14 protein-coding genes are annotated in these 17,750 nt (G+C 43.3%); 6 read left to right on the top strand and 8 right to left on the bottom strand.

What is annotated here, in order from left to right; genetic code table 11:
* Positions 1-18: 18 nt before the first annotated feature.
* The 4 genes from ACXAH9_RS11485 to ACXAH9_RS11470 all read right to left on the bottom strand — a co-directional run bounded on the left by ACXAH9_RS11485 (position 19) and on the right by ACXAH9_RS11470 (position 6,003).
* Positions 19-3,018, bottom strand: a complete 3,000-nt coding sequence (locus tag ACXAH9_RS11485; RefSeq protein ID WP_474895008.1) for a DNA polymerase III subunit alpha — start codon at positions 3,016-3,018, stop codon at positions 19-21.
* A gap of 180 nt (positions 3,019-3,198) precedes the next feature.
* Positions 3,199-3,633, bottom strand: a complete 435-nt coding sequence (locus ACXAH9_RS11480) for an endonuclease domain-containing protein (protein WP_474895007.1) — start codon at positions 3,631-3,633, stop codon at positions 3,199-3,201.
* Positions 3,634-3,702: 69 nt separating this feature from the next.
* Positions 3,703-4,908, bottom strand: a complete 1,206-nt coding sequence (dinB, locus tag ACXAH9_RS11475; RefSeq protein ID WP_474895006.1) for a DNA polymerase IV — start codon at positions 4,906-4,908, stop codon at positions 3,703-3,705.
* 93 nt (positions 4,909-5,001) lie between these two features.
* The gene (locus ACXAH9_RS11470; RefSeq protein WP_474895005.1) at positions 5,002-6,003 is read right to left on the bottom strand and encodes a pirin family protein; all 1,002 of its coding nucleotides are present in this window, start codon (positions 6,001-6,003) and stop codon (positions 5,002-5,004) included.
* Between the two features lie 121 nt (positions 6,004-6,124).
* Between ACXAH9_RS11470 and ACXAH9_RS11465 the strand changes: the two genes are divergently transcribed.
* Complete coding sequence (locus ACXAH9_RS11465) at positions 6,125-6,799, top strand: LOG family protein (protein WP_474895004.1); 675 nt, start codon at positions 6,125-6,127, stop codon at positions 6,797-6,799.
* On the opposite strand, the gene ACXAH9_RS11460 is transcribed toward ACXAH9_RS11465, so the two are convergent.
* The 4 genes from ACXAH9_RS11460 to ACXAH9_RS11445 all read right to left on the bottom strand — a co-directional run bounded on the left by ACXAH9_RS11460 (position 6,792) and on the right by ACXAH9_RS11445 (position 11,852).
* Positions 6,792-8,018 carry a hypothetical protein gene (locus ACXAH9_RS11460; protein ID WP_474895003.1) on the bottom strand — a complete coding sequence of 409 codons (1,227 nt, stop codon included), beginning with the start codon at positions 8,016-8,018 and terminating at the stop codon, positions 6,792-6,794. The genes ACXAH9_RS11465 and ACXAH9_RS11460 overlap by 8 nt on opposite strands.
* A 15-nt stretch (positions 8,019-8,033) precedes the next feature.
* A complete protein-coding gene (locus ACXAH9_RS11455) occupies positions 8,034-9,032 on the bottom strand; it encodes a CBASS cGAMP-activated phospholipase (protein WP_474895002.1) in 999 nt (332 codons plus the stop codon).
* A gap of 384 nt (positions 9,033-9,416) precedes the next feature.
* Positions 9,417-11,027: an amidohydrolase family protein gene (locus ACXAH9_RS11450; RefSeq protein WP_474895001.1), complete on the bottom strand. Its 1,611-nt coding sequence runs from the start codon at positions 11,025-11,027 to the stop codon at positions 9,417-9,419.
* A gap of 75 nt (positions 11,028-11,102) precedes the next feature.
* The gene (locus tag ACXAH9_RS11445; protein ID WP_474895000.1) at positions 11,103-11,852 is read right to left on the bottom strand and encodes a TMEM175 family protein; all 750 of its coding nucleotides are present in this window, start codon (positions 11,850-11,852) and stop codon (positions 11,103-11,105) included.
* Between the two features lie 123 nt (positions 11,853-11,975).
* Here ACXAH9_RS11445 and ACXAH9_RS11440 point away from each other — a divergent pair, with 123 nt between their 5' ends.
* From ACXAH9_RS11440 to ACXAH9_RS11420, 5 genes are all read left to right on the top strand, one after another.
* Complete coding sequence (locus tag ACXAH9_RS11440) at positions 11,976-13,106, top strand: DUF2911 domain-containing protein (protein WP_474894999.1); 1,131 nt, start codon at positions 11,976-11,978, stop codon at positions 13,104-13,106.
* 119 nt (positions 13,107-13,225) lie between these two features.
* The gene (locus ACXAH9_RS11435) at positions 13,226-14,368 is read left to right on the top strand and encodes a hypothetical protein (RefSeq protein WP_474894998.1); all 1,143 of its coding nucleotides are present in this window, start codon (positions 13,226-13,228) and stop codon (positions 14,366-14,368) included.
* Between the two features lie 5 nt (positions 14,369-14,373).
* The gene (locus ACXAH9_RS11430; RefSeq protein WP_474894997.1) at positions 14,374-15,516 is read left to right on the top strand and encodes a hypothetical protein; all 1,143 of its coding nucleotides are present in this window, start codon (positions 14,374-14,376) and stop codon (positions 15,514-15,516) included.
* Between the two features lie 116 nt (positions 15,517-15,632).
* Positions 15,633-17,087 (top strand): sensor histidine kinase, encoded by a 1,455-nt coding sequence (locus tag ACXAH9_RS11425; RefSeq protein ID WP_474894996.1) that lies wholly within the window; start codon positions 15,633-15,635, stop codon positions 17,085-17,087.
* Entirely contained in the window at positions 17,080-17,523 is a 444-nt protein-coding gene (locus ACXAH9_RS11420; RefSeq protein ID WP_474894995.1) for a response regulator, read from the top strand. Before ACXAH9_RS11425 ends, ACXAH9_RS11420 begins: the two co-directional genes overlap by 8 nt.
* Positions 17,524-17,750 lie beyond the last annotated feature (227 nt).

The following is a 17,750-nucleotide window of genomic DNA, read 5'->3' as shown; positions in this document are numbered from 1 at the left end:
GTGCCGCTAAAGTTAGTACTACTTTCTTATGGATTGAAAATTCACTCCCTGGGACAACAACTCCTGCTCCATATTCACATATTGTAACTTTTCCATCTTACTTACTTCCAAACTAAAGAAGTCAAACTCCTCCACGACCTTGCCCTGTAAACGATACACACCCTGTCCTCGAAACGGCCAGGCAGCAGCTGAAGGAGGAAAATGTACCGTATCAATAAACCGGCCTTCCCGGTCTACAAACGTTCCGAAATTCATCCGCTTACCGTTCGATGTACCTGTATGCTTAACTGCTACCAGGTAGCCCAGCATCGTCACATTTTTCCCCAGAAAGTCAGGCAGTTGACGAGAAAGGATGCCTCGCTCATCCGTCTCCAACAGATCGAAAGGATTGCACAGCGGGAAGCCCAGCAGATCCATTTCATCAAAGGCATGCTCTCTAGGATCTTCATCTAGGTTTGGCAGCTTCCAGGACTTTATGGGTGCCTGAAATAACTGGTTTTTATCCCGATCCACTCCGGAACCTAAAATGAAATGTACTTGCCACAAGATTTCTTTTTTGGTCAATCCACAAAAACGTAACGCTCCCACTCTCACCAGCAGCTTGATTTGCTCCAGCGAAATATCCACCCGCTCAATGAAATCGTCCAGATCCAGGTACTGCCCATTAACCGCCCGTTCCTTCAGTATTTTTTCAATCACCTCCGTATTCAGACCTTTCACCATGCCCATCCCAAGGTAAATGGTCTTGCCTAAAATGACCGTCAATCCTTCGCTATGATTCACACAGGGCGCCTCAATTTCTGCCCCTTGCATGCGTGCCTCATGCACATAAAACTCCACCCGGTAAAAGCCTCCTCCATTGTTGATCACCGCCACCATGTACTCCAACGGAAAGTAAGTTTTGAGAAATAGTGCCTGGTAGCTCTCCACCGCATAAGATGCTGAGTGCCCCTTGGCAAACGCATAACCGGCAAAGCTTTCGATCTGTCGCCACACATCAGCCGCCAGCTCATACGGGTGGCCCAAATCTTTACAGTTTTCAAAATACCGGTCCCGCGCTTTCTGAAATTCATCCCTGGATCGGTACTTCCCGGACATTCCCCGACGTAATACATCCGCCTCACCCAGCGTCAGCTTAGCAAAATAGTGTGCCACCTTGATCACATCCTCCTGGTACACCATCACCCCGTAGGTGTCGGGCATAATGTCCCACAGCACCGGATGTGCTTCCTTCCTTCGCTCTGGGTAGCGATAGCGAAGAATGTACTCCCGCATCATCCCGGACTTGGCCACCCCCGGACGGATGATCGAGCTGGCGGCCACCAGTCCCATGTACTCCTGCACCTGCAGCTTTTTCAACAGCATTCGCATGGCAGGAGACTCAATGTAAAAACACCCGATAGCATCTGCTTGCATTAATCGCTCCCGGATGACGGGATCATTTTTGAATCGCTTGAAATCATGGATATCGATCGGTGGGACATCCGGGCAGTTTTTAGCAATCACTTCCAGTGTATCCTTGATCTTACCCAACCCCCGCTGACTCAGGATGTCAAACTTGTAAAGCCCCACATCTTCTGCAATGATCATATCAAAATGGGTGAGCGGATATCCCTTTGGTGGAAGGCTGGTGGCGGTGAAATAATGAATGGGCTTATCCGAAATGAGGATGCCTCCTGCATGGATGCTCAGGTGGCTTGGAAAATCCTTCAGTCGCTCACTGTACCGGTGAATCAAACGACCGATGTGATCCAGTTTGGACTGATCACTCTCCGCAGCGATTTTTTCGATTTCATAGCCAGGCAGACCAAATACTTTTCCCAACTCCCGCATCACTGCCCGATGCTGAAAGGTGCTGTAGGTAGCAAGTAAAGCCACTTTCAGACCCTTTTCAGACTGCCCGAACCGTTCAAAAATGTAGCGGGTGATATCATCCCGATCCTTCCACGAAAAGTCAATATCAAAGTCCGGTGGGTTCTGGCGAAACAGGTTGATGAAACGCTCAAAGTAAAGATCCAGATCAACCGGATCTACATCCGTGATTCTAAGCAGGTATGCCACGATACTGTTAGCACCACTGCCACGCCCAACATAATAATACCCCTTGCTTCGGGCATACTTTAGGATGTCCCAGTTCACCAGAAAGTAGGAAATAAACCCCTTCGTCTTTATCAGATCGAGTTCTTTTTTAAGCCGTTCATGAATTTCCGGTTTCGGGTGATCCCCGTATCTATACGGGAGTCCCTTCTCACAAAGCTGTACCAATAGCTCCCAGTCCTCCTCATCCGATCCGGTATACGTTTTGATGTTTTGGTGCCGCTCAAAATTTCCAAACTCAAAATCGATTGCACACCGGTCAAATAGCCGCTTGGTATTTACGATAATCTCGGGATAATCACGATAGCATTCCAGCAACTTTCCCAACGGATACATCACATCATCCGGGTGTCCTTCATCAGATTTTGAAAGTTTACTCAACAGCGTATTTTGATCCATCGCCCGAAGTAGGCGATGCATATTGAAGCTCACTTTGTCCTCACGGAAAGAAACAGTCTGCAGCACCACCAGTTTATCCAGCTTTTTACTCCATCCGGTCATGGAGAACCTGACCATGTCACGAGGACGCACACCTAAAAATTCATGGGATTTAAGTGACCAGTCAAAATCAAATCGAAACGGATAAATAACAAATGCATGCTCAAACTCAGGTGCTCGATCCGGGAAATAATTTCCCTCATGAAGATGCTCGGAGAGGTATTCATTCAGCTCCCGAAACCCCTCGTTGTTTTTTGCAATCCCCACAAATTTCTGCTCATTGCCATTTCGGAAATCAATTCCGAGGACAGGCTTGATCTCCTGCTCCTTTGCCAGACGAACAAAGTTGAGCGATCCGGCAGTCACATTGATATCCGTCAATGCCAGCTCATTGATGCCGAAAGCTTTTGCCTGAGCCAGCAGTTCCTCCACGGAGAGCGTGCCGTACTTAAAGCTGTAATATGAATGTGTGTTGAGGTACATGATTAGTCTTTAATCCACCCCCTACCCCCGCCAGCGGGGGATACTATGGCCTGATTTTTGGATTTCAAAAAACACCTTAAATCTCTCCCTTTGGAGGGAGCTAGAGGGAGGACTCTTATAAAGACAGTTTTTTGAAAGTCAAAAATCATATTTGAATCATCTTAATTGGTGAGAAAACAATCATGATCTCAACCTCCTGCTTCTAGGCTTTGGTAGGGAAATATCATTCTGACGTATAATTTCCATCACCTTATCCTCTATCGCTCGAGTCACACAATTAACTTGGGTTAAAACTGCTTCATCAGAAAATCGAAGAACTTTAAAACCAGCCTGCTCCAATCGTTGCTGCTTCTTATGGTCTCTCTCAGCAACCTCTTCATAACTGTGCGTAACTCCATCAACTTCGATGATGAGCATTAAATCCTTGCACATAAAATCAGCTATGTAATCCAGCACAGGTCTTTGCCGTCGGAAAGTGAATCCCATGACACCTCCTGCTCTAAGAACATATTTCCAAAGGCAAGCTTCTGCTTTGGTCATTTCCTTTCTTAACCTCTTGGCATTAGGCTTTAAAGCTTTGTTGTATCCGTAGTTGTTTCGGCTAGATAATTTCATTATTTATTCAATTAGTTCATTAAATCCACCCCCTACCCCCGCCAGCGGGGGATACTGTTTCGTCCATTTTCAGCCTGCTTTCTTCGAAATCCGCAAATCACCCTTAAACGGGTTGAACGTTCGCAGCGCTTTCACGCCAACTGTCTTCGCTCGCACGACAGACCGATCTCCATGCTTCAATCGCATCTTATCCACTGCCTGGTAGAGGTTGATGATCTCACCCGTGTCTTCAAACAAGTTGATTTGATAGTTGCCATGCACCAGGCTGCTAAACCGCACACCTACCAGCCGTACCCGCAAACGTCGATCGTAGAGCTTATCGAACAGCTCCAAAATCCGTGGGATCAGGATATGATCCGCAGATGTATATGGCACTCTGACCTGCTGTGTGTAGGTGTTGAAATCGGCATACCGGATCTTCACCGCCACACATGAGGTGAGCTTATTTTCCGATCGAAGCTGAAACGCCAGGTGCTCGGTCATAGCCAATATGATTTCCCTAAGCCTCACCACATCCGTCGTATCCTGATCGAAGGTGCGCTCAGTAGAGATCGACTTTCGCTCCGAATATGGGATCACCGGGGAATTATCAATCCCGTTTGCTTTCTCCCACATCGCAATCCCATTTTTGCCAAAGATCTGTGCCAGCAAATCACGCGGCATCTCCTGAAGGGTTTGTACCAACCGCACTCCCAGACCAATCAAGGTCTGGTGGGTTTTATCCCCAATCATGGGAATTTTGTTGACAGGAAGAGGAGCTAGAAAATTTCGCTCCCTGCCCGTTTCTATCCATAACTTGTTGTTTGGTTTGGCTTCTCCGGTAGCTACTTTGGAAACCGTCTTGTTGATTGATAAACCAAACGAAATTGGAAGCCTCGTCTCCTTGATCACCTTTTCCCTAAGCTCACTGGCCATTTTGTAGCATCCAAAAAACCGATCCATCCCCGACAGGTCCGCATAGAACTCATCGATGGAGGTCTTCTCGAACACCGGCACATGCTCGCTGATGATCTCTGTAACGTCATTGGAAAATTTGGTGTAATCCGCATGACTTCCTTTGATCACAATTGCCTCCGGACACAGCTGCATGGCCAGCTTCATCGGCATGGCCGAATGGATGCCAAACTTGCGCGCCTCGTAGCTGCAGGCTGCCACCACCCCTCGGTCGCTGGATCCCCCGATCAGAATGGGTTTTTTCTCCAGCCGACTGTCTCTCAACCGCTCTACAGACACGAAAAACGTGTCCAAATCCATGTGAAGAATTGACCGCTCCATACCGTAAATTTAGCTACTTATTTTAGTAATACTAAAATTATTAGTAATTGTTGGCAGTATTTCTCTGGTGGATTTTTATCGGATAAAATGGAATCAGCTTTTTACCTCTTCCCTTCCATCGGCATGGAGTGCGAAGCGACCTTTGTCTCTAGGGTGCACAAACTCATCTTTTGGCCAGGGCCAGCCGCCAAACTGAGTGCGCTGATACTCGCGAATAGTATCATAGATTTCTTCCTGGCTGTTCATCACAAACGGTCCCTGCTGCACGACTGGTTCTCCAATCGGTTTTCCCTGGAGTAAAAGCAAATGTGCTTCTTCGCTTCCATTTTTCAGTACCACTTTTTGATCGGCATGCAGGTCAGCTCCCTGCTGCTCAGTCAAGGTTTGACCATCTATATCCAGTGTGTCGCCTTTATAGAAATAGATGGATCGATTGACTTCCTTGTCTGCTATCGGTAATTCCAGTTGACCATTTGATTTGATCTTAATTAGCCAGACCGCTACACCATTTTCGGGATCAGCTGCCCAGGAATCTGGAGTAGTGTCCAGCGATTTGGTTTCATTAAAATCACCGGCGATAATCGTTACTTCCGCATCATCGGTTTTATGAATCGGAATGTCTTCTGCCCATAACGTTTTGTAATGAGGCTCCACAAACTTGCTTCGTCGTGGCAGATTAAGCCAGATCTGGAAAAGCAAAAGTGGATTGTCTTTATCAGCATTCACCAACGGAAACATCTCGGAATGCAGCACGCCTTTCCCGGCGGTCATCCACTGCACATCTCCCTGTCCAAATCGTCCGGTCGCTCCCATGGAGTCTGAGTGATCCACTAATCCTTCCGGCACCACAGTGATCGTCTCAAAGCCCCGGTGTGGGTGTTGAGGAAAACCCGGCACACGCTGACCATGATACATGCGCCAGCCATCTTTGATGGTAAAATCCTGCCCGATCATTCTTCCCTTCAGATGCTCCGGATCAGGACCCATCTCGTCATTTCCTTTTGGAAAAAGATCTCGATGGTACACACAAAAAAGAAAGGGATCCTGTGTCTCCCATGGAAAGCCTAGCGGCTTGATTTGTTTGATTGCTGACATACCGATTTTATATTTTAATCATTAACTGGTAATACGCCAATCAGGTTCAGAAAAGCAAGATCAACAACTCTCTACAGCCAGCATTCCGTTAAGCAATGGACCTCAGGCTAAGCTCGTCTCAATGTCATCCTGCAAAGGATCTATGAACTTCTGTGCTTCGATCTCCAGAGATTCTTCCAGAATGACAACAGAGCGAAAACAGGTTCCACTTAGCCTGAGGTCTATAATAACCAATCACTATTTTTACTCCATGAAACGTATCGCCATTTTCTGTGGATCCAAAATGGGCAATGACCCGGCCTATGAGCAAGCCGCCCGGGAGCTGACTGAAGCATTGGTGGAAAAAGGAATCGAGATTGTGTATGGCGGTGGAGATGTGGGACTAATGGGTGTGGTAGCTGAGACCGTACTGGAAAACAATGGCACCATCACCGGTGTGATCCCGGATAAGCTTTATGAAATGGAAGTGGCCCATACGGGCATAACTAAACTGTACCGGGTAAAAGACATGCACGAACGCAAAGCTTTGATGGCCGATCTTTCTGATGGGTTTATTGCTTTACCCGGAGGCGTAGGCACATTGGAAGAAATGACCGAGGTGATGACCTGGGCACAGATCGGCTATCACAACAAACCATGCGCATTCCTCAACACCAATGGCTATTACGATCACTTCATTGCCTTCTTTGATCACATGGAGGAGCAGGGATTTCTGTACCAATCCCTGCATGACCAGGCGATTGTTGAGGAGGATGTGGGGAAGTTGGTTGAACTACTTATAAAAGCTCTTAATTAAAATCTGGTAATAGTATTTCTATCTTATTCTTATACTTATCTCTAACATTAGAAAAGTCTTCTCCAGTATTTATGCTTCTTGAGTAAGTCATGATTTCTGAGTCTCCCTGAAATGGTTCAAATAGTTCAGTAGTAGAATCCAACACTAGTTCACTATTAGGAATTAAATAAGTCCACATCGGGTAATCATTAAGAGATATCTCAGCCCGAATTTCATGAATATATGATATTTGCGTATTGACAAAGTCAATAACCATGGATTTATAGCTTTCAAATTCTTGCTCACCCTCAAATTCATTAGGATTAATAGGTTCTCTGAAAGAAATTTTTATCTCTTTGATACCATTAAGTAAATCCATCTGACTTCCAATATATTTTTCTTCGAACGGCCTAAATAACTCCATCTTCAAATTATAATCAGTATAATATTCATCAGAAATTGATGTGGCGGAGTTATCCAAGTAAGAGAGCTCTAATCCTGACCAGTTAGTTGTGTCAGAAGGATTCTCTATGTCAACTCTCGGATTTAACAGGTGTAAGTAAAGAGAGTCTTTATAGAGATTAGAAACTCTAACAACAATTTTTACTTTAAACGATTTGATAGTAAAAAAATCATATTGAAGCTTACTGAAAATTGTTAATGTATTTTCTGAAAACAGAACATTATCTAAAGCTTCTTTTGTTTTTATAGTAGATACCAAGCTTTCTTCTAGTTGCTTAGTTTTTGACTCATTTTCATTAATGATTTGTCTAAGCTGATTGGATTCTGAAAACGAAGATTGCAAAATCATTTCTAACTCTTTAGCAGAATTTTCAAGCGTGTGAGATTTAACCTTATTCTTATTGATTAGCATTTGTAACTCCTCGGAGTTGATCTTGGTCTGAGCTAAAGTCTTATACAGCTCAATCGTAGAGTTTGTTAAAGAGGCTTTATTCGCATCTATATCACTTTTTAATCTATTCAGTTCAAGATTCAACTTTTGCTCCACAACTTCAGTAACTTTTGAGTCTATCAATTCATTAATTCCAAAAAAACCTAACACCGTCAATATTATGGAGATTCCACCTATCCATTTTAAAAAATCAGATTTTATTGAATTTAAAGCATATATTTTGCCCATTTCAAACTCATCATAATCTAAATTGAATGAATGGCCACAGCTAGAACAATAGTTACTTTTTAATTCTATTTTATTTCGACATTTTGGACAATTTTTCATCTTAAAACTTTCTTTTCATATCCCCAACCACTCCTCAATCTTCCCTTTATTCTCTTCAAAAAGCTGCTGTCCAAACTCCTTGAGCTTGGCCATGTTTTCCTGTGTAGCACAGTCCATGTCCGGGTCTATGCCGGTGGCGTCCGGATCCAGGTCATTATCTATTCTGAGGTATTGCTTGGGGTTGTCAATTGTGCCATAGATCTTGTCCAACTGGTAGTGAGCAACATCCGCAGATCCGGACATCATAATGTCGATCACGGGCTGCACCCATTCTGCCATACCCCAGTTTTTCGCTTTGGAATATTTGTAGGATTTACGATTATGTCCTGTACCAATGGATAGGATTTTCATGTCCTTTGCGGTGGCTTCATCGCCATTGTCTTTGAAGATGGTTCTACCCTCTGCGTATGCCACAAGCGAAGGATTATTTACAAACACTCCACCATCAATCAAGGCAAAGGAGTTGCCTGCCTCAGAGGTCACACGCTCGCATTCAAAATAGGTAGGTGCTGCAGAGGTGGCACGAGCCACATCTTTCACACGAAAGTTGTAGTCCGGATCGCCTTTCGCTTTGTGCTGACCAAAGAAGTGACCCTTTCGGTTTTCAATATCGTACGTGGTAATGACGCAGGGTTTGAGCAAGTCTTTCAGCCAGGCTGCAGCAAAATAATCGTTTAGGGCATTCTCAATTCCTTTGGCCGGATACTTTTCATCCAGAATGCCGGCCACTGATCGGATCTTATGAAAAAAGGGAACATCGAAGATTTTGTCTCCACGCTCAAAGTAGAGGCCCACGACCTCCTCGGCTGAGAATTTCGGTTTGGTCGGTTCAGAAGCATCGGGCAGCAGAAAGGCGCAAGCCAAAATCCCACCTGTGCTGGTTCCAGCTACCAGGTCAAATTCGCTTGCAACCTGAACACCAAATGCTTTTTCTATCTCCACCAGGACTTGCCCTGGAATAATCCCTCGTATCCCCCCTCCGTCGATAGATAATATTTTCTTTATCGGAGGCATGAGTGAGTTGGTTAGTTGTGTAGATAAAGGTCACCAACCCGTTGACTAAAAACAATACCTAGTTAGGGGTATTCTGCTGAAATAATGGTACTATTAGAAGAACTTAAGTGGATATTTCAAATAAACGTAATTCCGCTAACTAAAAATTATCAAATGATAATGTGATTTAGCTTTTATTGACCTTTACTTTTTTGTATCCGAATAAAGCCAAAATGAGAGCAATAGCAACAAATACAATTCGTGTAATCTTTTTCATAGCAATGTGTGTTTAGAAATGATATATCAAAGATCGCTTGCTATGTGCCTGAAAATCAATACCCTAAAAAGGGTAATCTATCAAAAACCACTGGAATTCACCGAACCAAATCGCTCATCCATCGAATGCTAGAAATGATGTTTAAGGAATTGATGTGCATTTTCAAAGCAAATCCCTCTTGCAGCTTGCTCCACCGCTTGCTCGTTTGGAAGATGATAGTTGGCACCATCAATTTCGTGCAAGGTCTTTAGCTTTTCCTTCAGGTCTTTTTCGAAATCATCAAATAAAAGTGAGTTACCATAATCCTGTGTTGGATCTATGTATCCCTCAAAATCAGTACCTAGTGTAAAGTAGCTCCAGCACTTCGCTTTTTGATCGGCTGACAGTTGATCCGTGTTTAGTATTGTATCTACCATCGCTTTCAGGTTCTTCCAGATCAGGTCAATACTGTTGACCTTATCCTTCTTGTCACCCAGGATGCGCTGGTCAAAGCAGATCCCAATCAGTCCTCCTGTTTTAGCTGCCCAGACCACATCCTCTCCGCAGGCATTGATGTTCCAAGGGTAAAATCCATCCTTTTCATCAAAGTCATTTTCCCTACTTGCATATTCGATGGTCTGATCCAGGGTGTCCCAGCCACTGTAGCCTACATGACTCAGGATGACCGGAATGGTATCTCCTTTGGAAATGCATTTAGCAACGATGTTTTCATAAAACCATTTTCGTGACTTTGCGGCGGTATGCTTTAGGTCAATTAAAATTCTGCGCCCTAAGGCCTGGTCACGATCCAGCTGTTCATTTAATCCCAATAGAAGCCTGACTGCCTCTTCCCCCTCTGGTTGCATCCCTTCATTCATCCCATCTGTTTGATCTGATAGTATCCTCAATGCGTCTGGCATGCTATGCGCATGACCGCCCAGATAGTTATTGAAATGATGGGCAAACGTGACAAAAAAGATCGGTTTGGGCCACAGTTTCAATTCCATGATTCGATCGGTTAATTTATCCAGATGGGTGTCTGTGCCCAGTGCATGCATCCCTTCGATGGTTAGCACCATAGCTATCTCATCGTTATCTAATGTGGATTTGACCTGATTGTAGTCCTCACATACCACATATTTTCCAGTCGCATCCAGGGACTCTGGATAGTTCTTTCGCAGCTTGCTTGTCCGTTTCCACAGTCTTCGGATGCCGGGAATGTAAATCCAGTTACGCATTCTTTCTCCACTCTTGCTGAGTAGAAAGTCACGCTCGCGAATGAGCTCTTCATAGTAATCGTAATCTTTGGATATGAAAAATTTGATTCGCCTGATGGGCATGCGCATCAAAAGTGATTGGAGAAATGCACGTGCAATCTTCAGAATGGTAGGTGCCCCAGTAATGAAAGCGAAAATGGCCTGAAACCATTTAACAGGATTTAGAAATCCTAATCCGGAGGTGGATAAAACATCCAGAATACGGATCAGTTTGTTTTGATCGATTTGCCCGCCTTTATAAAATCCTTTTTCAAAAGGATAGAGGGAGGCAAAAACCAGTTTTGTTTCACCATTCCAAAGCTTCACCGGGTCACACTGAGAATAGCTAAAGGCTCGTTTTCCCTTTTCCTGTTTTTTAAAGTTGCTCAGCACAACGTTCCACGGGTTGTATTTACCTGGATTCTTTTCATTTTTGGTATGCCTCATCCAATGAAAAGCACGCGAATGAGGATGGCAATGCAGGTCTGCATATTTTCTTTTCATAGCATAGTGAGTAGGTGAGAATTAAAGTTCTCTATTCTAGGTCTGAAAGCCAATACCCGAAAAATGGTAAATGAGCTACCCGAATAGTTTTTGAGATTTCTTCTTCACACGGTAACCAAAAGTGATCATGACTGGGGGGTATAACATGTATGTAAACCCTGCAATTCCGAAATTCATGGCTCCATGACCAAACGGATGAAAGAAAGCAATAATGGTTGAAAGAAACGGAATGGCACTCATTAGTAAATTTTGCCACAGGCTTACCTTCGTGGTAAACGTCTCATATTCATTCAGATCCAGTTCTTCTCTTTTCTTGTATGCCTCGCGGTAGAGCCAGGTCATTGCAACGAATATCATCGTGGCTCCAGCTCCATAGGCTGTCATCAGAAGTGTCATATTATCGCTATTCATCTGGCCTCCAAAATCGTTCATGAAATTATCCGGCCTCCCAAATATTAAACCACCATATAGCTCCACCAGAAAACGGGCTAAAAACTTTAAAGGATACACATAGATCAGCAAGAGAAATAGTAAGAAGGTATTGATCGAGACTGTTTTTGTGTTTTGCAATCCGTATCTCAGAAAGTATACATAATGCTGATACCAGATCACTACGATCAATACAATACATATAAAAGAAGGAATGATGTCATAAATAGCTGCTCTAAGCTCAGTGAAAGTTTCCGGTACGGCTGAAGACAACACCACCAAAGTGAATGCAACCGCAAACACCGCATCACTGAATGTTTCAATACGTGTTTGGTTAAGTCCCCGATACCTGAAATTGGGGTCTAGTCCGACTAGCTGATCTTTTAAATCCCTCATAAACCGATTAGTTGACTACTCAATGATAACCATTCATCTACAAAATAATCCCCTGATAGAAAATAAAAAGGCCATCAGATCATCAGGCGTTTTCAATTATTGAAAAACCAACTCTCAAGCACTATGAACAAAAGCAAAAGATTTTTTGGTATGCTAATGCTATCGCTTCTCAGCTTTATGGGGTTAGCACAATTGAGCACTCCTCCTGGTGGAGGGAGTCAACGTTCCTTTGTGAAACAGCACATTGGAGGTGTTGGCTATGTAGCTATTGAATACAGCAGTCCTGGAGCCCGAGGCAGAACCATCTATGGCGGTGTGGTACCCTACGGATTCAATAATCTGGGCTTTGGATTGAGCACCGCAGATAATCCATCACCATGGCGAGCAGGTGCAGATCAAAATACGACATTCACCTTTTCGCACGATGTAAAAATTGAAGGAAAAGATCTTCCTGCAGGAAAATATGGTTTCTTCGTAGCTCCGGCTGAAGAAGGTGCATGGACCGTGATTTTCTCTAAAGACAACAATCATTGGGGTAGCTTTTTCTACAAGCCTGAAAATGATGCACTCAGCGTAGAAGTAGAAGCTGAAGATGCAGGCTTCCATGAATGGCTCACCTATGAATTCATTGACCGACAGCCTACCTCAGCAACCGTTGCTTTGATCTGGGGTGATAAGAAGCTTCCAATCAACATCGAGCTTGCAGATCCGGTAGGTGCACACATAAAGCAGCTCACGGCAGAGCTTAATAATCAGGCCGGATTCACTGCAACAAACTACAGCGCAGCAGCCAGATATGCATCCAGTGTGGGAGCGCATGAGCAGGCAATCGCATGGGCTGACCAAGCCATCAATGCACCTTTCTTCGGTCAGAAAAACTGGGCCACCATGTCTGCCAAAGGCGCTGTGTTAATTGCAGCCGGAAAAACTGAAGAAGCACAAGTTGTAATGGATGAGGCAATCAAACTCCCCGGAGCTACCGCTTTTGCCATTCATGGGTATGCTCGTCAATTAATAGCGGCAGGACAAAAAGACAAAGCGCTTGAAGTCTTTAAATACAATCACAAAACAAACGATGGTTCATGGCCTACTAATTATGGGCTTGCGAGAGGCTACTCCTCATTGGGAAATTACAAGCAGGCATTGAAGTACATGCAATTAGCGAAAGCTAATGTACCGGCAGGGGATACATTAAACCCTCCGATCATTGATCAGAACATTGAAAAACTCAAAAAAGGTGAGGACATTAACTGATTCATCACCAACATGACCGGAAGGCCTATCAACTTTATAGTTGATGGGCTTTCTTTTTTATCCAAAAACACTCGATCATTTTATCCGTTGATAACTATCTCACTTTAAATGATTTAATCATGCAAAAAACATTTTTAAGCCTCACCATCGGTTTAATGGCTTTGACCTCAATGGCCATTGACCCGGGAATGAAAAAAGGTACACCTGACATTGTTTCCATGTCGGTACTAGCGTTTAACCAGGATGGTATTCTTTTTATCGGCGATTCTAAAGGAGGTGCCATCTATGCCGTAGACCTGGGAGACAATCAAAAGAGCAATAACGAAGAACAGCTAAATATCCCCGATCTGGAAGATAAGCTTGCTGGATTGCTAGGTACTACAGCAGACAACATCATGGTGCATGATATGGCTGTTAATTCCATTTCTCAAAACGTATACCTGAGTGTGTCAAGAGGTCGTGCCAAGTGGACCTCCCGATGGGAAACACCGAATGATTTGGTAGATGCAATTATTCTTATCAAAATCACTCCCTCTGGTGATATGTCTGAGGCAAGTTTGGAGGACGTCAATTATTCTAAAGTCGAGATTCCGAATCCGGTTTCACCAGACATTGAGCACAGATGGAAAAAAGGAGCAACACTACGAAGTGATGCTATTACAGACATTGCATTTGATGGAGATAAGGTATATGTGGCAGGATTATCCAATGAGGAATTTCGTTCTGCCATGTGGACTGCCAGTTACCCATTCACTAAAGATGTGAAAGCCAACACACTTGAAATTTTTCATGGGGCTCATGGAAAATGGGAAACCGCATCACCAGTCAGGGCTTTTCTCCCTTATGAAATAAATAATCAAAAGCATCTGTTGGCCGCATACCTGTGTACGCCCCTTGTCACCATCGAAGCGAGTAAGCTAAAAGATGGGGAGCATGTAAAGGGAAGGACAGTTGCTGAATTTGGTTCGGGCAACTTCCCGATAGATATGGTGCTGTACCAAAACAACGGAAAGGACTATATCCTGATGTCTAATAGCGCGCTTCCTTTATTACTATTTGACCCGCAGGATGTGGCAGATTTTAAAGGTGAAATCACTGAAGAGGTGCAAGGATACCTTGCCGGGGTAAATTATACTCCACGTTCCGGTAATGGCGTACAGCAACTTGCAGATTTCAACACTAAGTACATTCTATCAACTCAGCGGCTACCAAACGGAAAGCTTGCATTAACTTCACTATCTAAAGAATGGCTTTATCCGTGATTAATATGAAAAGAATAATCAAAAAGGGAGGCCCACTGTGTCTCCTTTATTTTTTCCTGCAATCAAGCACTGCACTTGGTCAAAGTTTTTTTACTGCTAAAACGTTACCTAATACACCTGACTATGGAAAGATAACTACACGACTGGTTCCTGAGGAAATAGTAAGGTTGATTGAAAAAGAAAACTTTAGCTTCAGCGAATGGTCATCATTCTTTTATGTACAGACAGGTCAGGGCGCCCCGGCCGTCTTAGGCACTTACAGCATTGCTGACAATCACCTCTCTTTTAAACCCAAATTTTTACCAGATCCTAAGGTTCAGTATTTGGTCACTTTCTCGTACCCTAAACTAAATGCCCTGCTTGAAGAAAATATTACAGAGGAAGCAGAATTTACAGATATTGCTTCATTTGAGCCTCCTGAAACTTCTCAACCGGAAGTCATCTCTTTTATTCCGAGACTGGAAGAAGTTCCGGCAAACCTGCTTCGATTCTATGTATATTTTTCATCGCCCATGAGCCTGCAAAACCCGTATGATTATATCACGATCGTAGACAAAAACGGAAATGAACTGGTAGACCCATTTGTAATTATTCCTGAAGGGCTATGGAACATTAACCACACACGCCTCACGCTGCTACTTCATCCAGGGAGAGTGAAGCAAGGTGTTGGCCCAAATACGGCTTTAGGTGATGTATTAAAAGCGGGCAATAGCTATACACTCAAAATCAGTAAGGAATGGAAAGGAGCCAGTGGAGAGCCTTTAAAATCGGCATTCACTCAAACCATCAATGCCACCAATCCCCTGGAGCGTGCCATGAACATCAATAGCTGGGCACTGAGAGCTGAGCGTAAAAACGTTGGTGTTTTACATGTTGTCACCGACCACCCATTGGATCAACCATTAGCTAAGCGTATGCTTTTCATTAGGGGTGAAAGCGGTCAAATATTACCATCCCGAGTGGAGTTCGACAGCCCGGAAAAATTCCGCCTTCTATGGCAATTGGATGATTCTGAAACATTGGAAATGCTCATAGATCCGCGTCTGGAGGATGTCTGTGGCAACACTCCACACTATGCATTTGACCTGGAGGGTACCGAGCGAACCCCTTCAAGAGAAGAGTTAAAACTTGAATTTAAACTGAATTAAAAAGGTTCTCCTAGGTTTTACTATTTGATTATGGATAATAATTCATAGATTTAGAATGGATTATAACAGAGATAAGAATGACAACAACTTCCTATTTCTGGTAACGAATCATACCAATGCGGCTAGCTGGCGTTTCATTGAGTCACCTAATCAAACCAAATATTTGGCTTCTGATCGGCATTTCCTTAGCTATTTTCATTTATTCCATTGAAATTAAGCTTCCGCTAGGGGTTGCAGGCGGTATCCCTTACGTCGTTCCTGTGGCACTTTGCTACTATTCAAAGAAAAGAAAACACTTATGGATCGTTGCAACGCTATGTCTTTTACTTACATGGATTGGGTATGCACTGTCACCTGACGTTGGCATTGAAATGTACATCCCTCAAACCAATCGGATAATGGCTTCAGCATCATTGGTGTTCATGGCCTTCTTCGTGGACATGGGAATAGGAAAAATCGGATATGTGGAACGCAGGCTGGACAGATCCGAAATTGAGATAAATGCACTATATAACTTACCCCTATCATTTGCTCATTGCGAGCTCATTATGAGTGAAAACAACCAACCTAAAGATTGGGTGTATCTAAACGTAAACAAGTCATTTCTGCTGGGTTTTGGATTAGAGCGGAAAGACCAGGTGATCGGAAAAAGATATAGCGAAGTATTTCCGGAAACGGTGGAAGATAACGCACAGTGGCTGACGCGGTTTTCGGAGGTTGCAGTAAAAGGCAAGGCAAATAATTTTGTCGAGCATTCTGAATCGTTGGATATGTGGTTTGATATCCATTGTGCCTCCCCGGCTAAAAATGAATTTATTATCGTCTTCCAAAATATTACCGAGTTCAAAAAAAATGAAGAAAGAATCATAAACCTAAATGATGAGTTGATTGCGATTAACAATGAACTGGAAGGATTTACATACTCTGTAGCCCATGATCTGCGGGCACCAATCAGAGCCATTAATAATTTTTCGAAAATATTGAAGGAAGATTTGAGTGGAGAAAATGCCGTTGAAAAAAATTCACATTATATCGATCGGATTATTGTGAACAGTGATAAAATGGGTCAGCTCATTGATGACTTGCTTGAATTCAGTCGATTAGGCAAGATCGAGCCCGTTCGCCAAGCTGTGAACATCGAGATGCTGGTCAAGCAAATCATTGAAGAGTTATTTCCAGATGAAAAATCAATAATAAAAGTTTCAGGCATTCCACATGTTCTGGGTGATTCGTCTTTAATCAAACAAGTATTTGTAAATTTAATTTCAAATGCACTAAAATATAGCGCCAAGGTAGAAAACCAAAAAGTAGAAATCTCCTCCTATCCTGAGGGTGACTATGTAGTAACAAAAGTTGAGGATAATGGAGCAGGATTTGATATGAAGTTTTCTGAAAAGCTTTTTCAGGTATTTGAACGCCTTCATCACATACATGAGTTTGAAGGCAATGGCATAGGCCTGGCTTTAAGTAAGCGGATAGTGGAAAAAATGGATGGGGAAATATGGGGTGAAGGTCAAGTGGATAAGGGCGCATCTTTTTATGTTAAACTAAAAAAATCATCAAATGAGTGACATCAGAATAGTATTAGTGGAGGACAATGAAGATGATGCAGAGCTTACGATTCGTACGTTAAAAAACTCAAACATTTCTAATGAAATTGTCTGGCTCAAAGATGGCGAAGAGGCGATTGATTACTTCAACAGCACTGGAAAATATGCTGAAAACAGCCACCCTCCCAAACCTCAATTAGTACTAATGGATTTAAAAATGCCCAAGGTAAGCGGGTTAGAAGTCCTAAAGGCTATTAAGGATAAAGATCAGTTAAAAGACGTGCCCTTTGTAGTAATGACCTCCTCAAGTCATGATAAGGATCTAAAAGAGTGCTACCAATACGGAGCTAATAGCTACGTAGTGAAGCCAATCGAATTTGAAGATTTTACAAAAATGGTTAAAGAAATTGGCCTGTATTGGAGCATCATTAATAGAACCCCAAAAAGTCAGAGTTGAAGCATAAAAAAAGGGAGCACCTTCGTACTCCCATAGCCGATCCCAATGTGCTGGTTGGATCGAACTTCGATCCGACGAGTTGTCGAATCTAATCACCGCCTAATTTACTCGCCTGTAAATGTAGATAGCTAATATAATAATTATCAGGAATTATTCTTAGTGAATATCTGATTTTCTTTTTCAGATAGTTTGTTGCCCCAGCATCCAACAGAGATTCGTTCTGTTGC

It is taken from the genome of Ekhidna sp. ABH4_415 (assembly GCF_056161305.1).
Note: the sequence above shows the minus strand (reverse complement) of the source record. Positions and strands in the feature narration are given on the sequence as shown.